15 protein-coding genes and 1 tRNA gene are annotated in these 23,085 nt (G+C 55.7%); 13 read left to right on the forward strand and 3 right to left on the reverse strand.

Features of this window, described 5'->3' with window-relative positions:
* Positions 1–191: 191 nt before the first annotated feature.
* On the reverse strand, positions 192–887 hold the full coding sequence (mutH, locus tag ACSZPU_RS01710) for a DNA mismatch repair endonuclease MutH (protein WP_498994842.1): 696 nt from the start codon (positions 885–887) through the stop codon (positions 192–194).
* 678 nt (positions 888–1,565) lie between these two features.
* Between mutH and rppH the strand changes: the two genes are divergently transcribed.
* From rppH to recD, 12 genes are all read left to right on the forward strand, one after another.
* Positions 1,566–2,096 (forward strand): RNA pyrophosphohydrolase, encoded by a 531-nt coding sequence (gene rppH, locus ACSZPU_RS01715; protein ID WP_039077110.1) that lies wholly within the window; start codon positions 1,566–1,568, stop codon positions 2,094–2,096.
* A gap of 12 nt (positions 2,097–2,108) precedes the next feature.
* The gene (gene ptsP / locus ACSZPU_RS01720) at positions 2,109–4,355 is read left to right on the forward strand and encodes a phosphoenolpyruvate--protein phosphotransferase (RefSeq protein WP_498994844.1); all 2,247 of its coding nucleotides are present in this window, start codon (positions 2,109–2,111) and stop codon (positions 4,353–4,355) included.
* A gap of 210 nt (positions 4,356–4,565) precedes the next feature.
* Positions 4,566–5,441 (forward strand): prolipoprotein diacylglyceryl transferase, encoded by an 876-nt coding sequence (gene lgt, locus ACSZPU_RS01725; protein ID WP_498994846.1) that lies wholly within the window; start codon positions 4,566–4,568, stop codon positions 5,439–5,441.
* A 6-nt stretch (positions 5,442–5,447) separates the two neighbouring features.
* Positions 5,448–6,242: a thymidylate synthase gene (gene thyA, locus ACSZPU_RS01730; RefSeq protein WP_498994848.1), complete on the forward strand. Its 795-nt coding sequence runs from the start codon at positions 5,448–5,450 to the stop codon at positions 6,240–6,242.
* 184 nt (positions 6,243–6,426) lie between these two features.
* Entirely contained in the window at positions 6,427–6,891 is a 465-nt protein-coding gene (locus ACSZPU_RS01735; protein ID WP_498994920.1) for a prepilin peptidase-dependent protein, read from the forward strand.
* Positions 6,885–7,448, forward strand: coding sequence for a prepilin peptidase-dependent protein (locus tag ACSZPU_RS01740; RefSeq protein WP_498994851.1), 564 nt, complete (start codon positions 6,885–6,887; stop codon positions 7,446–7,448). The genes ACSZPU_RS01735 and ACSZPU_RS01740 overlap by 7 nt, the downstream gene beginning before the upstream one ends.
* Positions 7,445–7,852: a DUF2509 family protein gene (locus ACSZPU_RS01745; protein WP_498994853.1), complete on the forward strand. Its 408-nt coding sequence runs from the start codon at positions 7,445–7,447 to the stop codon at positions 7,850–7,852. Before ACSZPU_RS01740 ends, ACSZPU_RS01745 begins: the two co-directional genes overlap by 4 nt.
* A complete protein-coding gene (locus tag ACSZPU_RS01750; protein ID WP_498994855.1) occupies positions 7,837–8,157 on the forward strand; it encodes a prepilin-type N-terminal cleavage/methylation domain-containing protein in 321 nt (106 codons plus the stop codon). Before ACSZPU_RS01745 ends, ACSZPU_RS01750 begins: the two co-directional genes overlap by 16 nt.
* Before the next feature lie 12 nt (positions 8,158–8,169).
* On the forward strand, positions 8,170–11,541 hold the full coding sequence (recC, locus tag ACSZPU_RS01755; protein WP_498994858.1) for an exodeoxyribonuclease V subunit gamma: 3,372 nt from the start codon (positions 8,170–8,172) through the stop codon (positions 11,539–11,541).
* 158 nt (positions 11,542–11,699) lie between these two features.
* On the forward strand, positions 11,700–14,588 hold the full coding sequence (ptrA, locus tag ACSZPU_RS01760; RefSeq protein WP_498994861.1) for a pitrilysin: 2,889 nt from the start codon (positions 11,700–11,702) through the stop codon (positions 14,586–14,588).
* Positions 14,581–18,126 carry an exodeoxyribonuclease V subunit beta gene (gene recB / locus ACSZPU_RS01765; RefSeq protein WP_498994863.1) on the forward strand — a complete coding sequence of 1,182 codons (3,546 nt, stop codon included), beginning with the start codon at positions 14,581–14,583 and terminating at the stop codon, positions 18,124–18,126. Before ptrA ends, recB begins: the two co-directional genes overlap by 8 nt.
* Positions 18,123–19,958: an exodeoxyribonuclease V subunit alpha gene (gene recD, locus ACSZPU_RS01770; RefSeq protein WP_498994865.1), complete on the forward strand. Its 1,836-nt coding sequence runs from the start codon at positions 18,123–18,125 to the stop codon at positions 19,956–19,958. The genes recB and recD overlap by 4 nt, the downstream gene beginning before the upstream one ends.
* A 59-nt stretch (positions 19,959–20,017) precedes the next feature.
* On the opposite strand, the gene argA is transcribed toward recD, so the two are convergent.
* Entirely contained in the window at positions 20,018–21,349 is a 1,332-nt protein-coding gene (argA, locus tag ACSZPU_RS01775) for an amino-acid N-acetyltransferase (RefSeq protein WP_498994867.1), read from the reverse strand.
* A gap of 226 nt (positions 21,350–21,575) precedes the next feature.
* On the opposite strand from argA, the gene amiC reads away from it, so the two are divergent.
* A complete protein-coding gene (gene amiC, locus ACSZPU_RS01780; RefSeq protein ID WP_498994869.1) occupies positions 21,576–22,829 on the forward strand; it encodes an N-acetylmuramoyl-L-alanine amidase AmiC in 1,254 nt (417 codons plus the stop codon).
* Positions 22,830–23,001: 172 nt separating this feature from the next.
* On the opposite strand, the gene ACSZPU_RS01785 is transcribed toward amiC, so the two are convergent.
* A tRNA-Met gene (locus tag ACSZPU_RS01785) sits at positions 23,002–23,078 on the reverse strand.
* Positions 23,079–23,085: the final 7 nt, after the last annotated feature.

A 23,085-nucleotide genomic window follows, 5' to 3' on the forward strand; every position in this document is an offset into this window, starting at 1 on the left:
ATCGTAGCGAGCCATAGTTCAATATGTTGTTGAAAAAGACAGTTACTATAACTCAGGTGATTAAGGGACACAGCCTAGCGTGCCAAGGGCAAGCCAGGCGTTGGGATCGGTAATCCATGCAAATAACATCTATAAAAGTCCTGCCAAAAAAGAAAGGCTGATTATAAGCGCCAGCCGCGCGGAGGTAAAAATTAATCCCCCAGCACCAGGAAATGCCTGGCGAGCAGGGCTCCGGTGAAATTCTTTTTCAGATAGAAACCGCGCGGTAGCGTCAAAATAGGCTCCCCGTGTGCGCCGACGGCTTCGGTCAGCGCTTTGCTGTTTGCCGCTTTCGGGCGCAATTGCAGTACCTCACCGTGACGTGCCGTAATGCGCTCGACCTGGCCAAGGACAATCAGGTCCATTAACTCTTCCCAGTCCATGCGCAACTGGGTGTCTTCCTCTTCACTGGGGCTCCACAGCAGCGGTGAACCGACGCGGCGTTCGCTGACCGGGATATCGCGCGAACCTTCTATCGGAACCCACAACACGCGGCGCAACTTATGGCGCACATGGCTGGTTTCCCACACCACACCCGTATTCCCGGTTAACGGTGCGACGCAGACAAAGGTGGTCTCCAGCGGGCGGCCTGCGCTATCGATGGGGATCGTTTTCAACTCGACGCCCAGAGCGGCGAAGTCCTGTTCCGGTTTACTGCCTGCGCTGGCTCCCAGCCACAACTCCAGCAGGATGCCCGTCCAGCCTTTATCGCGTTTCAGATCGCGGGGAACCGGCAGCCCGGCAAGTCCGGCAAGTTCACCCAGGGTATAGCCTGCAAGCTGCTGTGCCTGGGTAAGCAACTGGGTTTCGGACTCGGGCGATGATGTTAAAGGTCGTATGGCGGACATGCTAAGGCCTTGATTAAAAAATGAACTGCAATTATGCACACAGTGAATGTTCGCGAACTTTTTCCTTAATCACTAAAAAACTCCATGATTCATAAGATATTTTTTCGGATAAATGGAAGCGTTGCGCAACAAGATTCACGGTTGTCCAAATCTGGTCACTGACAATAAACAGGATCTTACACCATGTTATCCACAGAAAAATGGGATAACTGGGTAAAAGTGTCACTACTGTTTCGATTTACAGCCTTGACGTGCGACGAAAATCGAATTTCTGCACAAAATGTGCCTAACTTAGTGGCATAATCTGTGGATAAAAACGACGTTGTTCGATCTTTCATCAGCACAAGGATCGGTATAGTGATGATCATCACATTATGTGATGTAAATACAGAAATAAACAGTTTAACCTAATGAATTGAAGGAATTTATTCTCTATCCTGATTATTAGCACATTCAGACTACTCCGGGTTTTCCAATGTTAAATCTCCGGTTCTTCACAAGTCTATCCACAGAAAAGGTGAATAAAACCCGACAAGCGAGGGGACGTCTGTTTATAACTTTGCCGATAATTGTGGGTTATTCAAATGTTATCCGTTTGTTCCGTCGTAATTGAGTGGTTTACCGTTTTCCACGAGTGTGAAACAATCGATAAATTCAGGTTTAGTTTGAGGTAGTCCGGTGATTGATGACGATGGCTACCGCCCAAATGTGGGTATCGTAATCTGTAATCGACAGGGCCAGGTCATGTGGGCCAGACGCTTCGGACAGCACTCATGGCAGTTTCCCCAGGGGGGAATTAACCCAGGCGAGTCTCCGGAGCAGGCGATGTTCAGGGAACTGTTCGAAGAAGTAGGCTTAAATCGTAAAGATGTTCGAATCCTTGCTTCTACCCGTAACTGGTTGCGTTACAAGTTACCGAAACGTTTGGTGCGTTGGGATACAAAGCCGGTCTGTATCGGCCAGAAACAAAAATGGTTTCTTCTGCAATTGGTCAGCAGCGATGCTGACGTCAATATGCAAACCAGTAGTACCCCTGAGTTTGATGGCTGGCGCTGGGTGAGCTACTGGTATCCTGTTCGTCAGGTAGTGTCGTTTAAACGCGATGTCTACCGACGGGTGATGAAAGAATTTGCAGGGGCCGTGATGGCGCTTCAGGAGATTCCGCCTAAGCCACAAAGTGCACCTGCCTGGCGACGTAAAAGAGGTTAAGCCACGCACATTATGCTCACCCGCTTGCGAGAAATCGTTGAAAAAGTTGCCAGCGCGCCGCGACTGAACGAAGCGCTGGAAATTCTGGTCACGGATATTTGCGAGGCGATGGAGACGGAGGTTTGCTCTGTCTACCTCGCGGACCATGACCGGCGTTGTTATTACTTAATGGCGACTCGCGGTTTAAAAAAGCCGCGCGGGCGCACGGTCACTCTCGCATTTGATCAAGGTATCGTCGGCCTGGTAGGCAGGCTGGCGGAACCTATTAACCTTGCAGATGCGCAAAAACACCCCAGCTTTAAATTCATTCCTGCCGTAAAAGAAGAGCGTTTTCGCGCTTTTCTCGGCGTGCCGATTATTCAGCGCCGTCAGCTTCTTGGTGTTCTGGTTGTGCAGCAACGTGAACTGCGCCAGTACGACGAAAGTGAAGAATCTTTCCTGGTGACGCTGGCTACCCAGATGGCGGCCATTCTCTCCCAGTCACAGTTGAACGCGCTGTTTGGTCAGTATCGCCAGACGCGTATTCGCGCGCTCCCGGCATCCTCCGGTGTGGCGATTGCCGAAGGCTGGATGGATGAAACTCTGCCGTTGATGGAGCAGGTTTATGAAGCCTCGACTCTCAATACCACGCTGGAACGCGAAAGACTGACCAGCGCGCTGGAAGAGGCGGCCGGCGAGTTTCGTCGTTACAGCAAGCGCTTCTCTGCGGGGGCGCAAAAAGAGACGGCGGCGATTTTCGACCTTTATTCACACCTGCTTTCCGATGCGCGCCTGCGCCGGGAGCTGTTTGCTGAGGTGGATAAGGGACTGGTCGCTGAATGGGCAGTCAAAACCATCATTGAGAAATTCGCCGAGCAGTTTGCGGCACTGAGTGATGGCTACCTGAAAGAACGCTCTGGCGACCTGCGCACGCTTGGCCAGCGGCTGCTGTTCCATCTCGATGACAACATTCAGGGGCCAAATACCTGGCCCGAACGCTTTATTCTTGTGGCTGATGAACTCTCGGCGACCACGCTGGCAGAGCTGCCGCATGATCGGCTGGCGGGCGTCGTGGTGCGCGATGGCGCATCCAACTCCCATGCGGCGATCATGGTGCGTGCGCTTGGGATCCCGACGGTCATGGGGGCGGATATTCAGCCTTCGATGCTGCATCGTCGTACGCTGGTGGTGGACGGTTATCGCGGTGAGCTGCTGGTTGATCCTGAGCCGATATTGCTACAGGAATACCAGCGTCTTATCACCGAAGAGAATGAGTTAACCCGGCTGGCCGAAGATGATGTGAACCTGGCCGCGCAGCTTAAAAGCGGCGAGCGCATCAAGGTGATGCTCAATGCCGGGCTAAGTCCGGAACATGAAGAGAAGCTCGGTAGCCGCATTGACGGCATCGGGCTTTATCGCACCGAAATCCCCTTTATGCTGCAAAGCGGCTTCCCGTCTGAGGAAGAGCAGGTCTCGCAGTATCAGGGCATGCTGCAGATGTTTAACGATAAGCCGGTGACCCTGCGTACACTGGATATCGGCGCGGATAAACAGTTGCCGTATATGCCGATTAGCGAGGAGAACCCTTGCCTGGGCTGGCGCGGCATCCGTATTACGCTCGACCAGCCGGAAATCTTCCTGGTACAGGTTCGTGCAATGCTGCGCGCGAACGCGGCCACCGGTAACCTCAGCATCCTGCTGCCGATGATCACCAGTATTGATGAGGTGGACGAGGCAAAACGGCTGATTGAGCGTGCCGGGCGTGAAGTGGAGGAGATGATTGGTTACGCCATTCCGAAACCGCGTATCGGTGTAATGATCGAAGTACCGTCGATGGTGTTTATGCTTTCGCACCTGGCCAATCGGGTCGATTTTATCTCCATCGGCACCAATGACCTGACGCAGTACATCCTGGCGGTAGACCGTAACAATACGCGCGTGGCCAATATGTATGATAGCCTGCATCCGGCCGTGTTGCGTGCGCTGGCGATGATTGCCAAAGAAGCCGAGCGCGCTGGTGTCGACCTGTGCCTGTGCGGCGAGATGGCGGGCGACCCTATGTGTGTGGCGGTGCTGATTGGTCTTGGTTTTAGCCATTTGTCGATGAACGGCAAGTCGGTGGCGCGTATTAAGTACCTGCTGCGACGTATCGATTTTGCCGAGGCGCAAACGCTGGCAGCCCGTACGCTTGATGCGCAACTGGCCACGGAAGTGCGTCATCAGGTTGCGGCATTTATGGAGCGTCGTAGCCTGGGCGGTCTGATTCGCGGCGGGCTGTAACCGTAAGCGTCCTGAGCATCGACTGGCGCGCTGGGGAAGCCAACGCTCCTGCGGCGTAAGGATGACGGGTATACATATCTTTTACAACTTCGCCGCATCCAGCCCGGCCTCATTATGCTATTATTCGCGCCTTTGGAGCGCCCGCCATCACGAGCGCGCATCTATACCGCTGTCCACTTTCGGCGGAATAACAACAACTTGTGGTGACAGATGAATAGTGGCTATCTGCGTTTCCCGGAATTTGATCCGGTGATTTTTTCTATTGGACCGGTTTCCCTTCACTGGTACGGATTGATGTACCTGGTCGGGTTTGTTTTTGCCATGTGGCTCGCAACCCGTCGCGCTGGTCGTCCTGGCAGCGGCTGGACGAAAAACGAAGTCGAGAATCTGCTTTACGCAGGCTTCCTTGGCGTTTTCCTCGGTGGACGTATCGGCTACGTTCTGTTCTACAACTTCCCGATCTTCCTTAACGATCCACTGTATCTGTTCCGCGTCTGGGACGGTGGCATGTCTTTCCACGGAGGTTTGATTGGCGTGATTGTCGTGATGATCGTCTTCGCCAAACGCACCAAACGTAACTTTTTCAAGGTCGCAGATTTTATTGCCCCACTGATTCCTTTTGGCCTGGGTGCCGGGCGTCTGGGCAACTTTATCAACGGCGAACTGTGGGGCCGTGTCGATCCGAGCTTCCCGCTGGCGATGCTCTTCCCGGGTTCACGCGCAGAAGACGCTGCATTACTGCCGTCTCACCCGCAGTGGCAATCCATTTTTGATACCTATGGCGTTCTGCCTCGCCATCCTTCCCAGCTGTATGAACTGGCGCTGGAAGGTATCGTGTTATTCATTATCCTGAATCTCTATATCCGCAAATCTCGCCCGATGGGCGCAGTATCCGGTCTGTTCCTGATCGGCTATGGCGCGTTCCGCATTATCGTTGAGTTCTTCCGCCAGCCGGATGCGCAGTTTACCGGTACGTGGGTGCAATACATCAGCATGGGGCAGATCCTCTCCATCCCGATGATTGTCGCGGGTATTATCATGATGGTTTGGGCGTATCGTCGTCGTGCGTCGCAACACGTTTCCTGAGGAACCATGAAACAGTATTTAGAACTGATGCAAAAGGTGCTCAATGAGGGCACCCCGAAAAACGATCGTACAGGGACGGGCACGCTCTCTATTTTTGGCCATCAGATGCGCTTTAATCTGCAGGACGGTTTTCCGCTGGTGACCACCAAGCGGTGCCATTTGCGCTCCATTATTCATGAGCTGCTGTGGTTCCTGCAGGGCGATACCAACATCGCTTACCTGAAAGAGAACAAAGTCTCTATCTGGGATGAATGGGCCGATGAGCAGGGCAACCTCGGGCCGGTTTACGGTAAGCAGTGGCGCGCCTGGCCAACGCCGGATGGTCAGCATATTGACCAGATCACTACTGTGCTGAACCAACTGAAAAACGATCCGGACTCGCGCCGTATCATCGTGTCGGCCTGGAACGTGGGCGAACTGGATAAAATGGCGCTGGCCCCGTGCCACGCGTTTTTCCAGTTCTACGTTGCGGACGGTAAGCTCTCCTGCCAGCTCTACCAGCGCTCGTGCGATATCTTCCTGGGGCTGCCTTTCAATATCGCCAGCTACGCGTTACTGGTGCATATGATGGCGCAGCAGTGTGACCTGGAAGTGGGTGATTTTGTCTGGACCGGCGGTGATACCCACCTGTACAGCAACCACCTGGAGCAAACGCGCCTGCAGCTGAGCCGCGAACCGCGTGCGCTGCCAACGCTCAAAATCAAACGCAAACCCGCATCGCTGTTTGATTACAGCTTCGATGATTTTGAAATCGAAGGCTACGACCCGCACCCGGCGATTAAAGCCCCGGTCGCTATCTGACCGAACGCAGCATCGCATAACCGGCGCCACAGAGCGTCGGTTTTTTTATCCTTATTATCTACTCTTCGGCACATCTTCCAGACCGTTTGCAACCCGCTGCAACCCCGCCTGTTTGTTACGTGACGTCTCGTAAAACAGATACCGGCCGCTCGCCATGATGGCTGTACCACGCCAGACTGCCGCCATGAAAAAAGAACATGGATTTACCCTGATTGAGACCCTGGTTGCGGTGGCACTGATCGTTATTCTGAGCGGCATCGGGCTGACCGGCTGGCGTAGCTGGCAGGCCCAACAGCGCTTGTGGCAAACCGCGCTACAGGTGCGACATTTTCTGGAGATGCTGCGTGATGATGCCAACTGGCATAACCGGGAGCGGCTTATTGTGGCGTCTCGCTCGGGAGATAGCTGGTGTCTGCATACACCGGATCTGCAAACAGGATGCGCGGTCGATTCCCCATATGTGATGCGCTCCATGTGGCCAGAAGTCAGCCTTGTCGAGATAACGCCTTCGCTGGGGTTTTACGGCCTGCGCAATACCGCATGGGGAGGTCATATCCGGGTCGGGAGCAACACAGGCGAATGGAGAATTGTGGTGTCTGTTTGGGGGAGGATACGGATGTGTCAGCATGCGGCGGACGAATCATGTTAGCCCGACAGTGTGGGTTTTCCTTACTGGAGACCCTGTTGGCGATGGCGATAGGTAGCGTCATTTTGCTGGCGGCGGCCCGTTTTCTTCCGGCGTTGCAGTTTGCCGTGTTGCAACAAACCCGCCATCAGACGCTTGAAGATGAACTCTGGCAGCGTCTGTACACTGTTGCCAGACATATTCAGCGTGCCGGGTACTGCAATGGCGAATGCGTGGGACAGCCGCTTGTTCTCGGGCGAGACGGGAGTTGCGTAGTGGTGCAGTGGGATGCCAACAGCAACGGGCGCTGGGAGACATCGCCCACCAGCGAGGCCGATCAGACAGGCTTCCGCCTGCAAAATGGGGTACTGGAAACTCTGCGCGGCGCGACCTCCTGTGAGGGAAAAGGGTGGGACAAAATGACCGATCCCAATTCGGTCGATATCACCCTGTTTAGTGTTACCCGACAGCAAACCAGCGGGTTTACACCCGTCTTTACCATCAGTCTGGCGGGGAATATCAAGGGCCAGGACGCACAGCCTGTTTTGGCGGTCTTTAGCGTGAGTGGGTATAACTTATGAATCGTGAGCGCGGGATGTCTTCACTGGCGCTGGTGCTGCTGATGTTGATGCTGGGTAGCCTGATGCTGAATGGTCTAAACCAACAATTGATCACCCATATTCGCCGGGTGAGTACGGAAAGTGAGAGCCTTCGCCAGTACGCGCAGGTGCAGTCGGCGATGGCCAGGGCGCATGTGCAGACCTGGCACACCGAACCTGTGATGCAGTGCCAGTCGCACTCCAGTGAACCCTGGCAGGCATGCCTTCGCGTGTTTAGCGATCAATCCGTGTTATTGACTGCGGGCAGCGGCGAGCAGCGTTTATGGTGGGGTGGGCGTATTGACCAGAACAAGCTGGTGTTTTCAGCGCACGGCTGGAGCGATTTTTGCCCCCGTAAGGAAACAGACTTATGCCAGCTACCCTAAAACAACGTGGATTTAGCCTGCCGGAAGTGCTGCTGTCCATGGTGTTACTGGTGATGGTGGTCACGGCGCTGGGGAGCTATCAACGGGCACTCGCCTCAGGTTTTCATGCATGGAGCCAGTACCGGCTTTTGTGGCGACATGCCTGGCAGCAGGCACAAATGCATCCGCCGCCGCTGCCTACGGGGTGGCAGGTACAGAAGGGGCAGACAAGCGCCCAGGGATGTGTCAGCATCAGGGTTATTATCATTTCGCCAGTGGGCAGAAAGGGGCAGATGTCACGAACATTTTGCTCAAACAGCCAGTAGTCAGGAGCACGTATGCTAAGGGTTTATCACTCCAATCATTTGGATGTGCTGGAAGCATTGATGGAGTTTATCGTTGAACGCGATCACCTCAGCGATCCTTTTGAACCCGAAGTGGTGCTGGTTCAGAGCACGGGGATGGCACAATGGCTGCAAATGACGCTGGCACAAAAATTTCGCATTGCCGCTAATATCGACTTTCCGCTACCCGCCAGCTTTATCTGGGATATGTTTGTGCGCGTTCTGCCAGACATCCCAAAAGAGAGCGCATTCAATAAACAGAGCATGAGCTGGAAGCTGATGTCGCTGCTACCGGATATGCTGGAGCAGGACGAATTTGTCATGCTGCGCCATTACCTTAGCGATGACGACGACAAGCGTAAGCTGTTTCAGCTCTCTTCCCGTGTCGCGGATCTTTACGATCAGTACCTCGTCTATCGCTGGGAGTGGCTCACCCAGTGGGAAGCTGGGAAACACGTTGATGGCCTTGATGACGCGCAAATCTGGCAGGCACCGCTATGGTGCCGGCTGGTGGAACATACTGCCCAGCTTGGCCAGCCGCACTGGCACCGTGCCAATCTTTACCAGCGTTTTATCGATACGCTCGAATCTGCACAGCAGTGCCCGCCAGGGTTACCGTCGCGCGTGTTTATATGCGGCATCTCCGCGCTGCCGCCGGTTTATCTGCAGGCGTTACAGGCGCTGGGTAAACATATCGACGTACACTTGCTCTTTACCAACCCGTGTCGCTACTACTGGGGTGATATTAAAGACCCGGCATTTTTAGCCAAACTGCTGACCCGCCAGCGTCGACACCACCGTGATGACCGCTCGCTTCCGCTGTTTCGCGACGCGAGCGTGGCGGCAGGCTTGTTTAATAGCGATGGTGAACAAGATTTGCCGAACCCGCTGCTGGCCTCATGGGGCAAACTGGGGCGCGATTACGTGCATCTGCTCGCCGGGATGGATCGCTACCAGGATCTGGATGCCTTTGTCGACATAACGCCGGGGCAGATCCTGCAGAACCTGCAATACGACATGCTTGAGCTGAAAAACAGTGCCGTTGCGGGGGTGAATGCCGAAGAATTTGAACGCAGCGATAAAAAGCGCCTGCTGGATAAAGACGATCGCAGCGTGACCGTGCATATCTGCCACAGCCCGCAGCGGGAAGTGGAGGTGCTGCATGACAACCTGCTGGCGATGCTGGAGGCCGATCCGTCGCTGACGCCGCGTGATATTGTGGTGATGGTGGCCGATATCGACAGCTACAGCCCGTATATCCAGTCCGTTTTTGGTAGCGCGCAAGGTGAGCGATACATTCCATACGCGATTTCTGACCGCCGGGCACGCCAGGCGCATCCGGCGCTACAGGCGTTTATCAGCCTGCTGGCATTACCCGATAGCCGCTTTGTTTCGGAGGACGTGCTGGCGCTGCTGGATGTTCCCGTACTGGCAGCCCGTTTCAATATTGATGAAGAGGGATTGCGCTATCTGCGGCAGTGGGTCAACGAGTCGGGTATTCGCTGGGGCATGGATGACGATAACGTTCGCGAACTGGAACTGCCGGCGACCGGGCAACATACCTGGCAATTTGGCTTAACCCGCATGCTGCTGGGATATGCCATGGAAAGTCGTCAGGGGGAATGGCAGTCCATTCTGCCGTATGACGAGTCCAGCGGGCTGATTGCCGAGCTGGTGGGGCATCTTGCCTCCCTGCTGATGCAGCTCAATACCTGGCGGCGCGGCCTGGCGCAGGCGCGTCCACTTGCAGAGTGGCTGCCGGTATGCCGGGAGATGCTCAATGACTTTTTCCTTCCCGACCAGGATACCGAAGCCGCGCTGACGCTTATCGAGCAGCAATGGCAGGCGGTCATTGCACAGGGTATTGATGCGGCCTACGGCGAAGAGATTCCGCTTTCCGTCTTGCGCGATGAACTGGCGCAGCGACTCGACCAGGAGCGTATCAGCCAGCGTTTCCTGGCCGGTCCGGTGAACATCTGTACTCTGATGCCCATGCGCTCCATCCCGTTCAAGGTGGTGTGTCTGCTGGGGATGAACGACGGTATTTATCCGCGAACCCTTGCGCCGCTGGGATTTGACCTGATGAGCCATCAGTCCCAGCGAGGCGATCGTAGCCGTCGCGATGATGATCGTTACCTGTTCCTTGAGGCGCTGATCTCCGCGCAGGAAAAACTCTACATCAGCTATATCGGTCGCTCGATTCAGGACAACAGCGAGCGTTTTCCTTCCGTGCTGGTGCAAGAACTGCTTGATTACATTGGTCAGAGCCACTGTCTGCCGGGCGATGAAGCGCTAAATTGCGATGACAGTGAAAAGCGCGTTAAAGAGCATATCTGTTATCTGCACCCGCGCATGCCGTTTGATGCAGCCAATTTCCGCCCCGGCGAATGGCAAAGTTTTGCCAACGACTGGTTGCCAGCAGCCAGCCAGCAGGGCACGGCGCATCCCGAGTTTATTCAGCAGCTTTCACCGTTGGCGCTGGAATCGCTCAACCTTGAGCAACTGCTACGTTTCTGGGCGCATCCGGTTCGCGCTTTCTTCCAGATGCGCCTACGGGTTAATTTCCGCCCGGAAGAGAGTGATATTCCCGATGCCGAACCTTTTATCCTCGAGGGGCTCAGCCGCTATCAGCTTAACCAGGCGTTACTCAATGCGCTGGTGGAACAGCAGGATGTCGGAAAACTCTTTCGTCGCTATCGTGCGGCAGGTGCATTGCCCTATGGGGCGTTTGGGGAGATTATCTGGGAAGCTCAGCAGCTTGAAATGCAGGAGTTGGCTGACCGGGTTATCGCTCAACGCCAGCCTGGTCAAAGCATGGAGATAGACCTGGAGTGCGCGGGTGTGCATTTGACCGGATGGCTGGCCCACGTGCAGCCCGATGGCCTGCTGCGCTGGCGGCCATCTAAGCTCAGCGTTACCCAAGGATTGCAACTTTGGCTGGAGCATCTTGTCTACTGTGCGAGTGGCGGCGCAGGGGAAAGCCGTTTATTTGTCCGCAATGGCGGCGAATGGCGTTTCCCCACGATGACGCCGGACGACGCATTGCAACATTTGGCGCTCATGATCGAAGGCTACCGCGAAGGGATGGCAAAACCTTTGCTGCTGCTACCAGAAAGTGGTGGCGCTTGGATAAAAGCCTGTTATGACGCGGCAATTGATGCCATGTTATCGGATGAAACAACGTTGCAAAAGGCGCAGAGTAAATTCCTGCAAGCGTATGAAGGCGGTATGTTTGCACCCGGTGAAGGCGAGGATGTCTGGTATCAGAGACTGTGGCGAGCGCTCTCACCCGAGCACTATCTGCAGATAACTGAACTCTCGCAGCGTTATCTTTTGCCGTTGTATCGATTTAATCAGTCCAAATAACTGTATAAAAATTGCGCAAATAAGAACCATCCTTTATTATGCGCGACGGGTCACGGACTGATGTATACCAAGTTCGGCACACTGCCGGCGCACGTTTTTCCCCGGTATTTTCAGCGAAGACTGGAAAGCAACGGGATTGTTAATGATGAGGTTCGTGAATGCCCCGCAGCACCTGGTTAAAAGCTTTCGTTGTGTTCTTTGCCCTCTGGGCGTCGTACAGTCAGGCAGACAATGGTTGGCAGCCGGTACAGGAAACTATCCGTAAGAGCGAGAAAGATACCCGCCAGTATCAGGCGATTCGTCTCGACAACGGCATGGTGGTACTGCTGGTGTCCGATCCCCAGGCGGTAAAATCGCTTTCTGCGCTGGTCGTTCCGGTGGGCTCCCTTGAAGATCCTGACTCGCATCCTGGCCTTGCTCATTACCTTGAGCATATGTCCCTGATGGGGTCGAAAAAATACCCGCAGCCGGATAGCCTCTCCGAGTTCCTGAAAATGCACGGTGGTAGCCATAACGCTAGTACCGCGCCCTATCGCACCGCGTTTTATCTGGAAGTAGAAAACAACGCGCTGGAAGGGGCCGTCGACCGACTGGCTGATGCGATTGCTGCACCGCTGCTTGAGAAAAAGTATGCCGACCGTGAGCGCAATGCCGTCAACGCGGAGCTGACCATGGCGCGTACTCGAGACGGGATGCGCATGGCGCAGGTGAGCGCGGAAACCATCAACCCGGCGCACCCTGGTGCACGTTTTTCCGGTGGTAACCTCGAAACGCTGAGCGATAAACCCGGCAGCCCGGTGCATGAAGCGCTGCTCGTGTTTCACGAAAAATTCTATTCTGCCAATCTGATGAAAGCGGTGATTTACAGTAATCGCCCTTTGCCGGAGCTGGCAAAAATTGCGGTGGAGACCTTTGGCCGCGTACCGAATAAAAATATTGAGCGTCCGACCATCAATGTTCCGGTGGTCACCGATGCGCAAAAAGGCATCATCATTCACTACGTTCCGGCGGTGCCGCGTAAAGTGCTGCGCGTTGAATTTCGTATTGATAACAACACCACCCAGTTCCGTAGCAAAACGGATGAGCTGCTCACCTACCTTATGGGTAACCGCAGTCCGGGAACGCTCTCTGACTGGCTGCAAAAACAGGGGCTGGTGGAAGGAATCCGCGCGGATTCCGACCCGGTGGTGAACGGCAACAGCGGCGTGCTGGCTATCTCTGCCACCCTGACGGATAAAGGTCAGGCCAACCGCGACACGGTAGTGGCCGCCATTCTCAGTTATATCAACATGCTGCGCGATAAAGGCGTGGATAAGCGCTATTTCGACGAACTGGCACACATTCTGGATCTCGATTTCCGCTACCCGTCGATCACCCGCGATATGAGTTACGTTGAATGGCTGGCGGACACCATGATCCGCGTGCCGGTCGGCCACACGCTGGATTCGGTAAATATCGCCGATCAGTATGATGCCAAAGCCGTGCAGGCGCGCCTGGATGAAATGACGCCGCAAAATGCCCGTATCTGGTATATCAGCCCTGACGAACCGCATGACAAAACGGCGTACTTTGTCGAAGCGCCGTATCAGGTGAATAAAATCACCCCGGACCAGTTTGCGCAGTGGCAGCAAAAATCAGCGGATATCGCGCTGAAAACGCCTGAGCTTAACCCGTATATTCCGGATGACTTTACGCTCATCAAACCGGTCAAAGAGTATACCCATCCGGAACTGATCGTTGATGAGTCAAACCTGCGCGTGGTGTACATGCCAAGCCGCTATTTCGCGAATGAGCCGAAAGCGGATGTCAGCGTGGTGCTGCGTAACCCGAAAGCGATGGATAGCGCAAAAAATCAGGTAATGTTCGCGCTGAACGACTATCTGGCCGGGATCGCACTCGATCAGTTAAGCAACCAGGCGGCAGTGGGCGGCATCAGTTTCTCCACCAATGCCAATAATGGCCTGATGCTTAACGCCAACGGCTACACCCAGCGTTTACCGCAGCTCTTCCAGGCGCTGCTGACCGGCTATTTCAGCTACACGCCGACCGCAGAGCAGCTTGAGCAGGCGAAATCCTGGTATGCGCAAATGATGGATTCGGCGGACAAAGGCAAAGCCTTCGATCAGGCAATCATGCCTGTGCAGATGCTCTCCCAGGTACCTTACTTCCAGCGTGAAGACCGACGCGCGCTGCTACCGTCTATTACGCTTGATGACATTCTTGCCTATCGTGATGCACTGAAAGCCAATGCGCGCCCTGAATTCCTGGTGGTGGGTAACCTCAGCGAACAGCAGGCCAAAGATCTGGCGCACGGCGTTCAGGATCAACTGGGTGCGAAAGGCAGCGAATGGTGCCGTAACAAAGACGTGTTGATCGATAAACAGCAGTCGGTGATGTTCGAAAAAGCGGGCAATAGCACTGATTCGGCGCTGGCCGCCGTGTTTGTGCCATCGGGGTTTGATGAGTACACCAGCTCGGCTTACAGCGCGATGCTCGGACAGATTATTCAGCCGTGGTTCTACAACCAACTGCGTACCGAAGAGCAGCTTGGTTACGCGGTGTTTGCCTTCCCGATGAGCATTGGCCGCCAGTGGGGGATGGGCTTCCTGTTGCAGAGCAACGGCAAACAGCCGGCTTATCTGTGGGAGCGCTATAAAGCCTTCTTCCCCACTGCGGAAGCGAAGCTGCGGGATATGAAGCCGGAAGAATTTGCGCAAATCCAACAAGGGGTTATCGCTCAGGTCCAGCAGGCACCGCAGACGCTGGGCGAAGAGGCCTCAAAACTCAGTAAAGATTTTGATCGTGGCAATATGCGCTTCGATTCACGTGATAAAGTAGTGGCTCAGATAAAACTGCTGACGCCGCAGAAACTTGCCGATTTCTTCCATCAGGCGGTGGTTGAGCCGCAGGGCATGGCGGTATTGTCTCAGATTTCCGGAAGCCAGAGCGGGAAAGCGGAATACGCGCAGCCCGAAGGGTGGAAAGTCTGGGACAGCGTCAGCGCGTTGCAGCAATCCTTACCCCTGATGAGCGAGAAAAATGAGTGAAACCGCTGAGACCCTTGATCCACTCCGCTTGCCGCTGACCGGCGAGCGCCTGATTGAAGCCTCTGCGGGCACCGGTAAGACCTTCACCATCGCCGCACTCTACCTGCGGCTGTTACTTGGATTAGGCGGCAATGCCGCCTTTCCACGCCCCCTGAGCGTTGAAGAACTCCTGGTGGTAACCTTTACCGAGGCCGCCACCGAAGAGCTTCGCGGCCGCATTCGCAGCAATATCCATGAGCTTCGCATCGCCTGTTTGCGCGAGACCACCAGCAACCCACTTTACGCCAGCCTGCTTGATGAGATCCCCGATAAGCAGCAGGCCGCGCAGTGGCTGATGCTGGCGGAACGGCAGATGGATGAAGCGGCGGTCTTTACCATCCACGGCTTTTGCCAGCGTATGCTCAGCCTCAACGCCTTCGAATCCGGCATGCTGTTTGAACAGCAACTGATTGAAGATGAATCGCTGCTGCGTTATCAGGCCTGTGCTGACTTCTGGCGTCGCCACTGCTACCCGCTGCCGCGTGACCTGGCGCAGGTGGTTCACGAGTCGTGGAAAGGCCCGCATGATTTGCTCAAAGCTATCGACCGCTACTTGCAGGGAGAAGCGCCAGAAATCAAAGCCGCACCGCCTGCGGATGAAACGCTGGAGATTCGCCACCAGAAAATCATTGGCCAGATTAATGGCGTGAAGCAGCAGTGGGTTGCATCGGTGGATGAACTGGGTCCGCTGATTGAAGACTCCGGCATCATGCGGCAAAAATTCAACCGCGCCAATCAGGCCCGCTGGATAGAAAAAATCAGCGCCTGGGCCAATGAAGCAACCTGCAGTTATCAGTTACCGGAAGCGCTGGAGAAATTTGCCCAATCGTTCCTGCGTGAGCGCACCAAAGAGGGCGGCGTGGTACCAGAACATGCGGTGTTTGAGGCGATTGAAGCCCTGCTGAATGCGCCGCTGACCCTCAATGATTTGATGCTGACCAGCGCGATGCGTGAAATTCGTGACGCGGTAGCCAGAGAAAAACGCCGCCGTGGCGAGCTCGGGTTTGACGACATGTTAAGCCGTCTTGACAGCGCCCTGCAAAGCGAGAACGGTGATGCGCTGGCAACGGCGATCCGCACGCGTTTTCCGGTCGCCATGATCGATGAATTCCAGGATACCGACCCCCAGCAGTACCGTATTTTCCGCCGTATCTGGCACCATCAGCCTGAGAGTGGGCTGCTGCTGATTGGCGATCCGAAACAGGCTATTTATGCCTTTCGCGGTGCCGATATCTTCACCTACATGAAAGCGCGTGATGAAGTGAACGCCCGCTACACGCTGGATACTAACTGGCGTTCCGCGCCGGGAATGGTGGCGAGCGTCAACCAGCTTTTCAGCCAGACCGATAACGCCTTTATGTTTCGGCAAATTCCGTTTCAGGCGGTGAAATCGGCGGCGAAAAACCAGTCGCTGCGCTTTACGCTAAAAGGTGAAAAACAGCCAGCGATGGCGATGTGGCTGATGAAAGGCGATGGCGTTGGTGTCGGGGATTATCAAACCTTTATGGCTGACCTCTGCGCTGCGCAAATCCGTGACTGGCTGATTGCTGGGCAGCAAGGTGATGCAATGCTGCATCAGGGAGATACATCCAGGCCTGTCAGGGCATCCGACATCACCGTGTTGATCCGTAGCCGCCATGAGGCGTCGCTGATTCGCGATGCGCTGGTCCTGCTCAATATCCCGTCGGTTTACCTCTCTAACCGCGACAGCGTGTTTGACACGCCAGAAGCTCAGGAGCTGCTCTGGCTGCTGCAGGCGGTGCTGACGCCCGAACGCGAAAGCACGTTACGCAGCGCGCTGGCGACCTCCATGCTCGGCCTGAGTGCGCTGGATATCGAAACGCTGAACCTGGACGAAGTGGCCTGGGATGCGGTAGTGGAAGAGTTCGCGGGCTGGCGGGAGATGTGGCTTAAACGCGGCGTCATGCCGATGCTGCGCGCCTTAATGAGCGCCCGGCACGTGGCGGAAAACCTGCTGGCGACGCCTGGCGGCGAACGCCGTCTGACGGACATTTTGCATCTGAGTGAATTGCTGCAGGAAGCGGGCACTCAGGTGGAGAGCGAACATGCGCTGGTGCGTTGGCTGGCGCAGCATATTGCCGAGCCGGATGCGAATGCCTCAAGCGAGCAGTTGCGCCTGGAAAGTGACAAGCATCTGGTGAAAATCGTCACCATCCACAAATCGAAAGGGCTGGAATACCCGCTGGTCTGGCTGCCCTTTATCGCCAATTTCCGCGTTCAGGATCAGGCGTTCTACCACGACCGCACCTCATTTGCGCCAGTGCTGGACCTCAGCAAGGCCGAGGAGAGCATTGAGCTGGCGGAAACCGAACGCCTGGCGGAAGACCTGCGTTTACTGTACGTGGCGTTGACGCGTTCGGTCTGGCATTGCAGCCTGGGCATTGCGCCGATTTTTCGTCGTCGCGGCGAGAAAGCAGGGGACAGCGATTTCCATCTCAACGCGCTCGGGCGTCTTATCCAGCAGGGCCAGCCGTGCGATGCGCAGGGACTTCGGGCCTGTATCGAGACGCTGTGCAATGACGATATCGCCCTTTGCATACCTGATGCGCCGGATAACATTCGCTGGCTGGCCCCGCAGGACGCCGTACAGGTGTTAGCGGCCCGGCAGATGACACGAACCGTACGCGATGACTGGCGCGTGACCAGTTACTCGGGTTTGCAACAGCGTGCGCATGGCATTGCGCAAGATTTACTGCCGCGTCTGGACCTTGATGCCGCCGGGGAGCGAGACCTGCTGCCCGAACCGATGCTGACACCGCACCAGTTCCCGCGCGGCGCATCGCCGGGGACCTTCTTACATAGCCTGTTTGAGGATCTGGATTTCACCCAGCCGATTGTTCCTGACTGGGTGGCAGAAAAACTTCAGCGCGGGGGTTTTGAAGAGCACTGGCAACCGGTTATCAGCGTATGGATCGAGACGATCCTGCATGCGCCGCTGGCCGATACGGGCGCGTCTTTGCATCAGCTCACGGCAAAAGATAAGCAGGTCGAGATGGAATTTTACATCCCTATTGCGCAAAACCTGCATGCCGGGGCGCTCGACGGACTGATCCGCCAGTACGATCCCCTGTCGGCCGACTGCCCGCCGCTCGATTTCCGCGATGTGCGCGGCATGCTAAAGGGTTTTATCGACCTCGTGTTTCGCCACGAAGGGCGTTACTACCTGCTGGATTACAAATCCAACTGGCTGGGAGAATCCAGCGAGGCCTATACCCGTGAGGCGATGGCGGTCGCCATGCAGTCTCACCGTTACGATTTGCAGTATCAGCTGTATACGCTGGCGCTTCATCGCTACCTGCGCCACCGTATCGCCGGATACGATTATGAGCAGCATTTTGGCGGCGTAATTTACCTGTTCCTGCGCGGCGTCGAGCCTGGCAATCCGCAGCAGGGGATCTTTACTACCCGGCCTGATGTGGCATTGATAAGCCAGATGGATGCCCTGTTTGCCGGGGAAACCCAGGAGGTGGCGCAATGATGCTGCGTACGTTACTGCAACAGGCCGCCGAGCTGAAAATATTGCGCCCGCTGGATGTGCAATTCGCTCTGACCGTTGCCGGTGATGATGAACCAGCGGTGATGTTGGCCGCGGCGATGCTGAGCTTTGATGCCGGTGAAGGGCATGTCTGCTTGCCGCTTTCACGTTTATCGGCGCAAAACCTGCCTGCCAAAGCGCATCCGTTGCTGGCTTCTCTCTATGAAGAGGCCAGAAATCCGGCTGACTGGCGCGAGACGTTGCTGGCCTCGCCAGCGGTTAGCGGGGGAGAGACGGCAACGCCGATGATCCTCGTCGCAGACCGCCTTTACCTGAACCGTATGTGGTGCAATGAACGCAGCATTGCCACCTTTTTTGCTGAGGTGAATCAGCCGCTGGTGGTCGACGAAGTCCGTCTGCAACAGGCGCTGAACGAACTGTTTCCGCCGTCTGATGACATTAACTGGCAGAAGGTGGCGGCGGCAGTTGCGTTGACTCGCCGCCGCGTGTCGGTGATTTCTGGCGGACCGGGTACCGGGAAAACCACGACGGTGGCGAAGCTGCTTGCCGCGCTGGTGCAAATGGCCGATGGCGCACGCTGTCGCATTAGTCTTGCGGCTCCCACCGGAAAGGCGGCTGCCCGCCTGACGGAATCATTAGGCGCTGCATTGCGTCAGTTGCCGCTGACCGACAAGCAAAAGGCGACGCTGCCCGATGAAGCCAGTACGTTGCACCGCCTGCTGGGCGCGCTGCCCGGCAGCCAGCGATTACGTTATCACGCCGGAAACCCGCTGCATCTGGACGTGCTGGTGGTGGATGAAGCCTCGATGATTGACCTGCCGATGATGTCGCGCTTGATTGACGCGCTGCCGCAACACGCACGGGTGATTTTCCTTGGCGACCGCGACCAGCTGGCGTCAGTGGAAGCCGGGGCGGTGCTGGGCGACATTTGCGCGTGGGTCAACAAAGGCTTCACCCCGGAGCGTGCCGCGCAGCTGTCGCGGATTACGGGCACCACAGTTCCTGCTGGTGAAGGCTCTTCGGCCAGTGCGTTGCGTGACAGCCTGTGTCTGCTGCAAAAAAGCTATCGCTTCGGCAGTGATTCGGGCATAGGGCAACTGGCGGCGGCGGTTAACCGTGGCGATAAAGCCGCGTCGCGCGCCGTGCTGAGCCAGGGATTTAGCGATATCGAAAGCAAACACCTGCAAAGCAGCGAAGATTATCAGAGCATGATCGAGGATGCGCTGGCAGGCTATGGCCGTTTTCTGGCGCTGGTGCGCGAAGGAGCGCAGCCGCAGGATGTCATCACCGCGTTCGGTGAATATCAGCTGCTGTGTGCGTTGCGTGAAGGGCCATTTGGCGTGAGCGGGCTGAACGAGCGTATCGAGCAGGCGCTTGTTCGGCAGCGGCGTATGATCCGCCCGGCGCATTCTCGCTGGTATCACGGCAGGCCGGTGATGATCACGCGCAATGACGCGTCGCTGGGGCTGTTTAACGGCGATATCGGTATTGCGCTTGAACAGGAGCAGGGTATTCGCGTCTGGTTCCCGTTACCGGACGGCAGCATGAAATCCGTGCAGCCCAGCCGTTTGCCGGAACACGACACCGCATGGGCCATGACGGTACATAAATCGCAGGGCTCGGAGTTTGATCATGCGGCGCTGATTTTGCCGGGGCAGGTTGTGCCGGTGGTGACAAGAGAGTTGGTCTATACCGCGATTACCCGTGCGAAAAAGCAGCTGTCGCTGTATGCCGATGAGCGCATTCTGGCGCAGGCGATTGCCACGCGAACCGAAAGACGCAGCGGGCTGAATGACATTTTTGCAACGATGTAGATATCGTTGAAACGATTAGAACGGAGCCCTCATCTCTGCGATGGGGGCAACCGTTCGACTTACCCCAAATCTGCCATCAGCACTTTTGAACGACGCTGATAGTTGTACATCTCTTTTTTACTTTCCGGCAGGGAATCAATATCCACCGGCGTAAAGCCGCGCTCCTGGAACCAGTGGATGCTGCGGGTGGTGAGCACGAAGAGTTTGCTCAGACCCATCTGCTTCGCCTGAGCGGCAATACGCTCGAGTAAAACCTCGCCGCGCGATGAGCTGCGGTAGTCCGGGTGAACCGCCACGCAGGCCATTTCACCTATTTTCTCTTCCTGGAACGGATAGAGCGCCGCACAGGCGATGGTCAGGTTATCGCGCTGAATCACGGTGAATTTATCGATCTCCATCTCCAACTGTTCGCGTGAACGGCGCACCAGAATACCCTGCTGCTCCAGTGGGCGAATCAGCTCAAGAATACCGCCGATATCGTTAATGGTGGCGCGGCGAATCTGCTCTGCACTCTCCATCACAATCTGCGTGCCGATACCGTCGCGAGAGAACAACTCTTGTAACAGCGCACCATCTTCCTGATAACTGATCAGATGGCTGCGGCGCACGCCACTGCGGCAGGCCTTCATGGCACCGCGCAGGAAGCGCACTGTACCGGAATGGTAATCGCCTTCTTCTTCGAGGGATTCCACCCGCGACTGCGCTTCGTTCGGGAACATCTCGGAGACAATCTGCCCGTCTTCGTTGTAGACACCCTGCGACGAGCAAAAGCCGATCATCTTCTCTGCTTTCAGCTTGATGGCCAACTGTGTCGCAATCTCTTCCGAGGTGAGGTTGAAGCTTTCGCCGGTCACGGACACTGCAACCGGCCCCAGCAGCACAATCGCGCCGCTGTCTAACTGACGATGAATCGCGTCTTCATCGATACGACGGATACGTCCGCTGTGGCAGTAGTCGACGCCTTCGTCTACGCCCAGCGGCTGAGCGATAATGAAGTTGCCGCTCACCACGTTGATGTGCGCACCCTGCAGTGGCGTATTGTTCAGGCTCATGGAAAGGCGGGCGGTAATGTCCAGCTGCAGCAGACCGGCAGCCTGTTTTACCAGCTCAAGCGTTTTGGCATCCGTTACGCGGATATGCTTGTGATAGAGCGGCTCGTGCTTATGCGCGGCAAGATTAGCGTCAATCTGCGGGCGTGCTCCATACACCACCACCAGGCGAATGCCCAGACTGTGGAGTAAGCCTATGTCGCTGACAATGCTGGAAAAGTTTTCATGCTCAATGGCTTCGCCGCCGAGCATAATGACAAACGTTTTTCCCCGATGGGTATTAATATAGGGAACAGAATGGCGAAATCCCTGTACCAGTTCGGTTCTGCGTTCCTTTACCACGGCCTACCCTCACTGCATGATTATTCGTAAAAAATGTATTTTTATTCTTTTATGGCGCCCGGTGCAAGCCATAAATGCGTCTTTGACAAAGAATAATACCTGCCTCCCGAAGCATGTATTGCGTATGTTTACCCTTTTATTGATGACAGTTTATGCGTCATTCGTTAAAGTTTTCGGTCAAATCTGACGTTTATTAAGTATTTCACCTTTTTTGCTCGGGAGAAGCATGTCGGGAAGTCAATCAAGGCTGAGCCGCCGCGGATTGTTACAAGGGGCGGGCGCTATGTGGTTATTGAGCGTGAGTCAGGTCGGTCTCGCTGCCGTCAGTCAGGTGGTGGCGGTACGCGTCTGGCCTGCGTCAACCTATACTCGCGTCACCGTTGAGTCTAACCACGTGCTGAAATATCGCCAGTTTGCGCTCAGCAATCCGGATCGCCTGGTTGTGGATATTGAAGACGTCAACCTGAACTCTGTTCTGAAAGGCATGGGCACGCAAATCCGCGACGACGATCCTTTTATTAAATCGGCACGCGTTGGGCAGTTCGATCCGAAAACGGTGCGTATGGTGTTCGAGCTTAAGCAGGATATTAAACCGCAGCTCTTTGCCCTTGCGCCGGTGGCTGGATTTAAAGAACGTCTGGTGATGGATCTCTATCCGGCGAATGCGAAAGATGTGCAGGATCCGCTGCTGGCGTTGCTGGAAGATTACAACCAGGGTGACCTGGAAAAACAGGTGCCTCCTGCGCAAAGCGGGCCGCAGCCGGGGAAAGCAGGGCGAGATCGCCCGATCGTGATTATGCTCGATCCGGGACATGGCGGTGAGGATTCGGGCGCTATCGGTAAATACCGGACCCGGGAAAAAGATGTGGTGCTGCAAATCGCCCGTCGCCTGCGTGCGCTTATCGAGCAGGAAGGCAATATGAAAGCCTACATGACGCGCAATGAGGATGTGTTCATCCCGCTGAAAGTGCGTGTCGCCAAAGCGCAGAAGCAGCGCGCCGACCTGTTTGTTTCTATTCATGCGGACGCGTTCACCAGCCGCCAGCCGAGCGGCTCATCGGTCTTCGCCCTTTCAACCAAAGGGGCGACCAGCACGGCGGCGAAATATCTGGCGGAAACGCAGAACGCCTCCGACTTAATCGGTGGGGTCAGCAAGAGCGGCGATCGCTATCTCGATCACACGATGTTCGATATGGTGCAGTCGCTGACCATCAATGACAGCCTGAAATTTGGTAAAGCAGTGCTGGGGAAACTGGGTAGCATCAATAATCTGCATAAGAACAGCGTCGAGCAGGCCGGGTTTGCGGTGCTGAAAGCACCGGATATTCCATCGATCCTCGTCGAAACCGCGTTTATCAGTAACGTGGAAGAGGAGCGTAAGCTCAAGACCGCGAAATTCCAGCAAGAGGTGGCTGAGTCTATTCTGGCAGGGATTAAGGCGTACTTTGCCGATGGCGCAACGCTGGCAAGAAGAGGCTAGCTTTTTAAGGATGTTGTTCGAATCACTCAGGTTGCGCCGAGGCGGCAACGGAATGAATCCCCAGGAGCGTAAATAAGTACGTGACTGGGGTGAATGAGGGCAGCCAACAATGGCGCAGCGTGAATGCTGAAGAATAAAAACAAAAAAACACCCGTTAGGGTGTCCATTGTATTGGTTGCGGGGGCCGGATTTGAACCGACGACCTTCGGGTTATGAGCCCGACGAGCTACCAGGCTGCTCCACCCCGCGTCCGGGA

The organism is Phytobacter sp. V69 (assembly GCF_965644215.1).
Classification (GTDB): Bacteria; Pseudomonadota; Gammaproteobacteria; order Enterobacterales; family Enterobacteriaceae; genus Phytobacter.

Coding starts and splice junctions, on each gene's coding strand:
- mutH (WP_498994842.1), bottom strand. CDS start 887: ATGTCCGCCATACGACCTTTAACATCATCGCCCGAGTCCGAAACCCAG.
- ptsP (WP_498994844.1), top strand. CDS start 2,109: ATGCTCACCCGCTTGCGAGAAATCGTTGAAAAAGTTGCCAGCGCGCCG.
- lgt (WP_498994846.1), top strand. CDS start 4,566: ATGAATAGTGGCTATCTGCGTTTCCCGGAATTTGATCCGGTGATTTTT.
- thyA (WP_498994848.1), top strand. CDS start 5,448: ATGAAACAGTATTTAGAACTGATGCAAAAGGTGCTCAATGAGGGCACC.
- ACSZPU_RS01735 (WP_498994920.1), top strand. CDS start 6,427: ATGAAAAAAGAACATGGATTTACCCTGATTGAGACCCTGGTTGCGGTG.
- ACSZPU_RS01740 (WP_498994851.1), top strand. CDS start 6,885: ATGTTAGCCCGACAGTGTGGGTTTTCCTTACTGGAGACCCTGTTGGCG.
- ACSZPU_RS01745 (WP_498994853.1), top strand. CDS start 7,445: ATGAATCGTGAGCGCGGGATGTCTTCACTGGCGCTGGTGCTGCTGATG.
- ACSZPU_RS01750 (WP_498994855.1), top strand. CDS start 7,837: ATGCCAGCTACCCTAAAACAACGTGGATTTAGCCTGCCGGAAGTGCTG.
- recC (WP_498994858.1), top strand. CDS start 8,170: ATGCTAAGGGTTTATCACTCCAATCATTTGGATGTGCTGGAAGCATTG.
- ptrA (WP_498994861.1), top strand. CDS start 11,700: ATGCCCCGCAGCACCTGGTTAAAAGCTTTCGTTGTGTTCTTTGCCCTC.
- recB (WP_498994863.1), top strand. CDS start 14,581: ATGAGTGAAACCGCTGAGACCCTTGATCCACTCCGCTTGCCGCTGACC.
- recD (WP_498994865.1), top strand. CDS start 18,123: ATGATGCTGCGTACGTTACTGCAACAGGCCGCCGAGCTGAAAATATTG.
- amiC (WP_498994869.1), top strand. CDS start 21,576: ATGTCGGGAAGTCAATCAAGGCTGAGCCGCCGCGGATTGTTACAAGGG.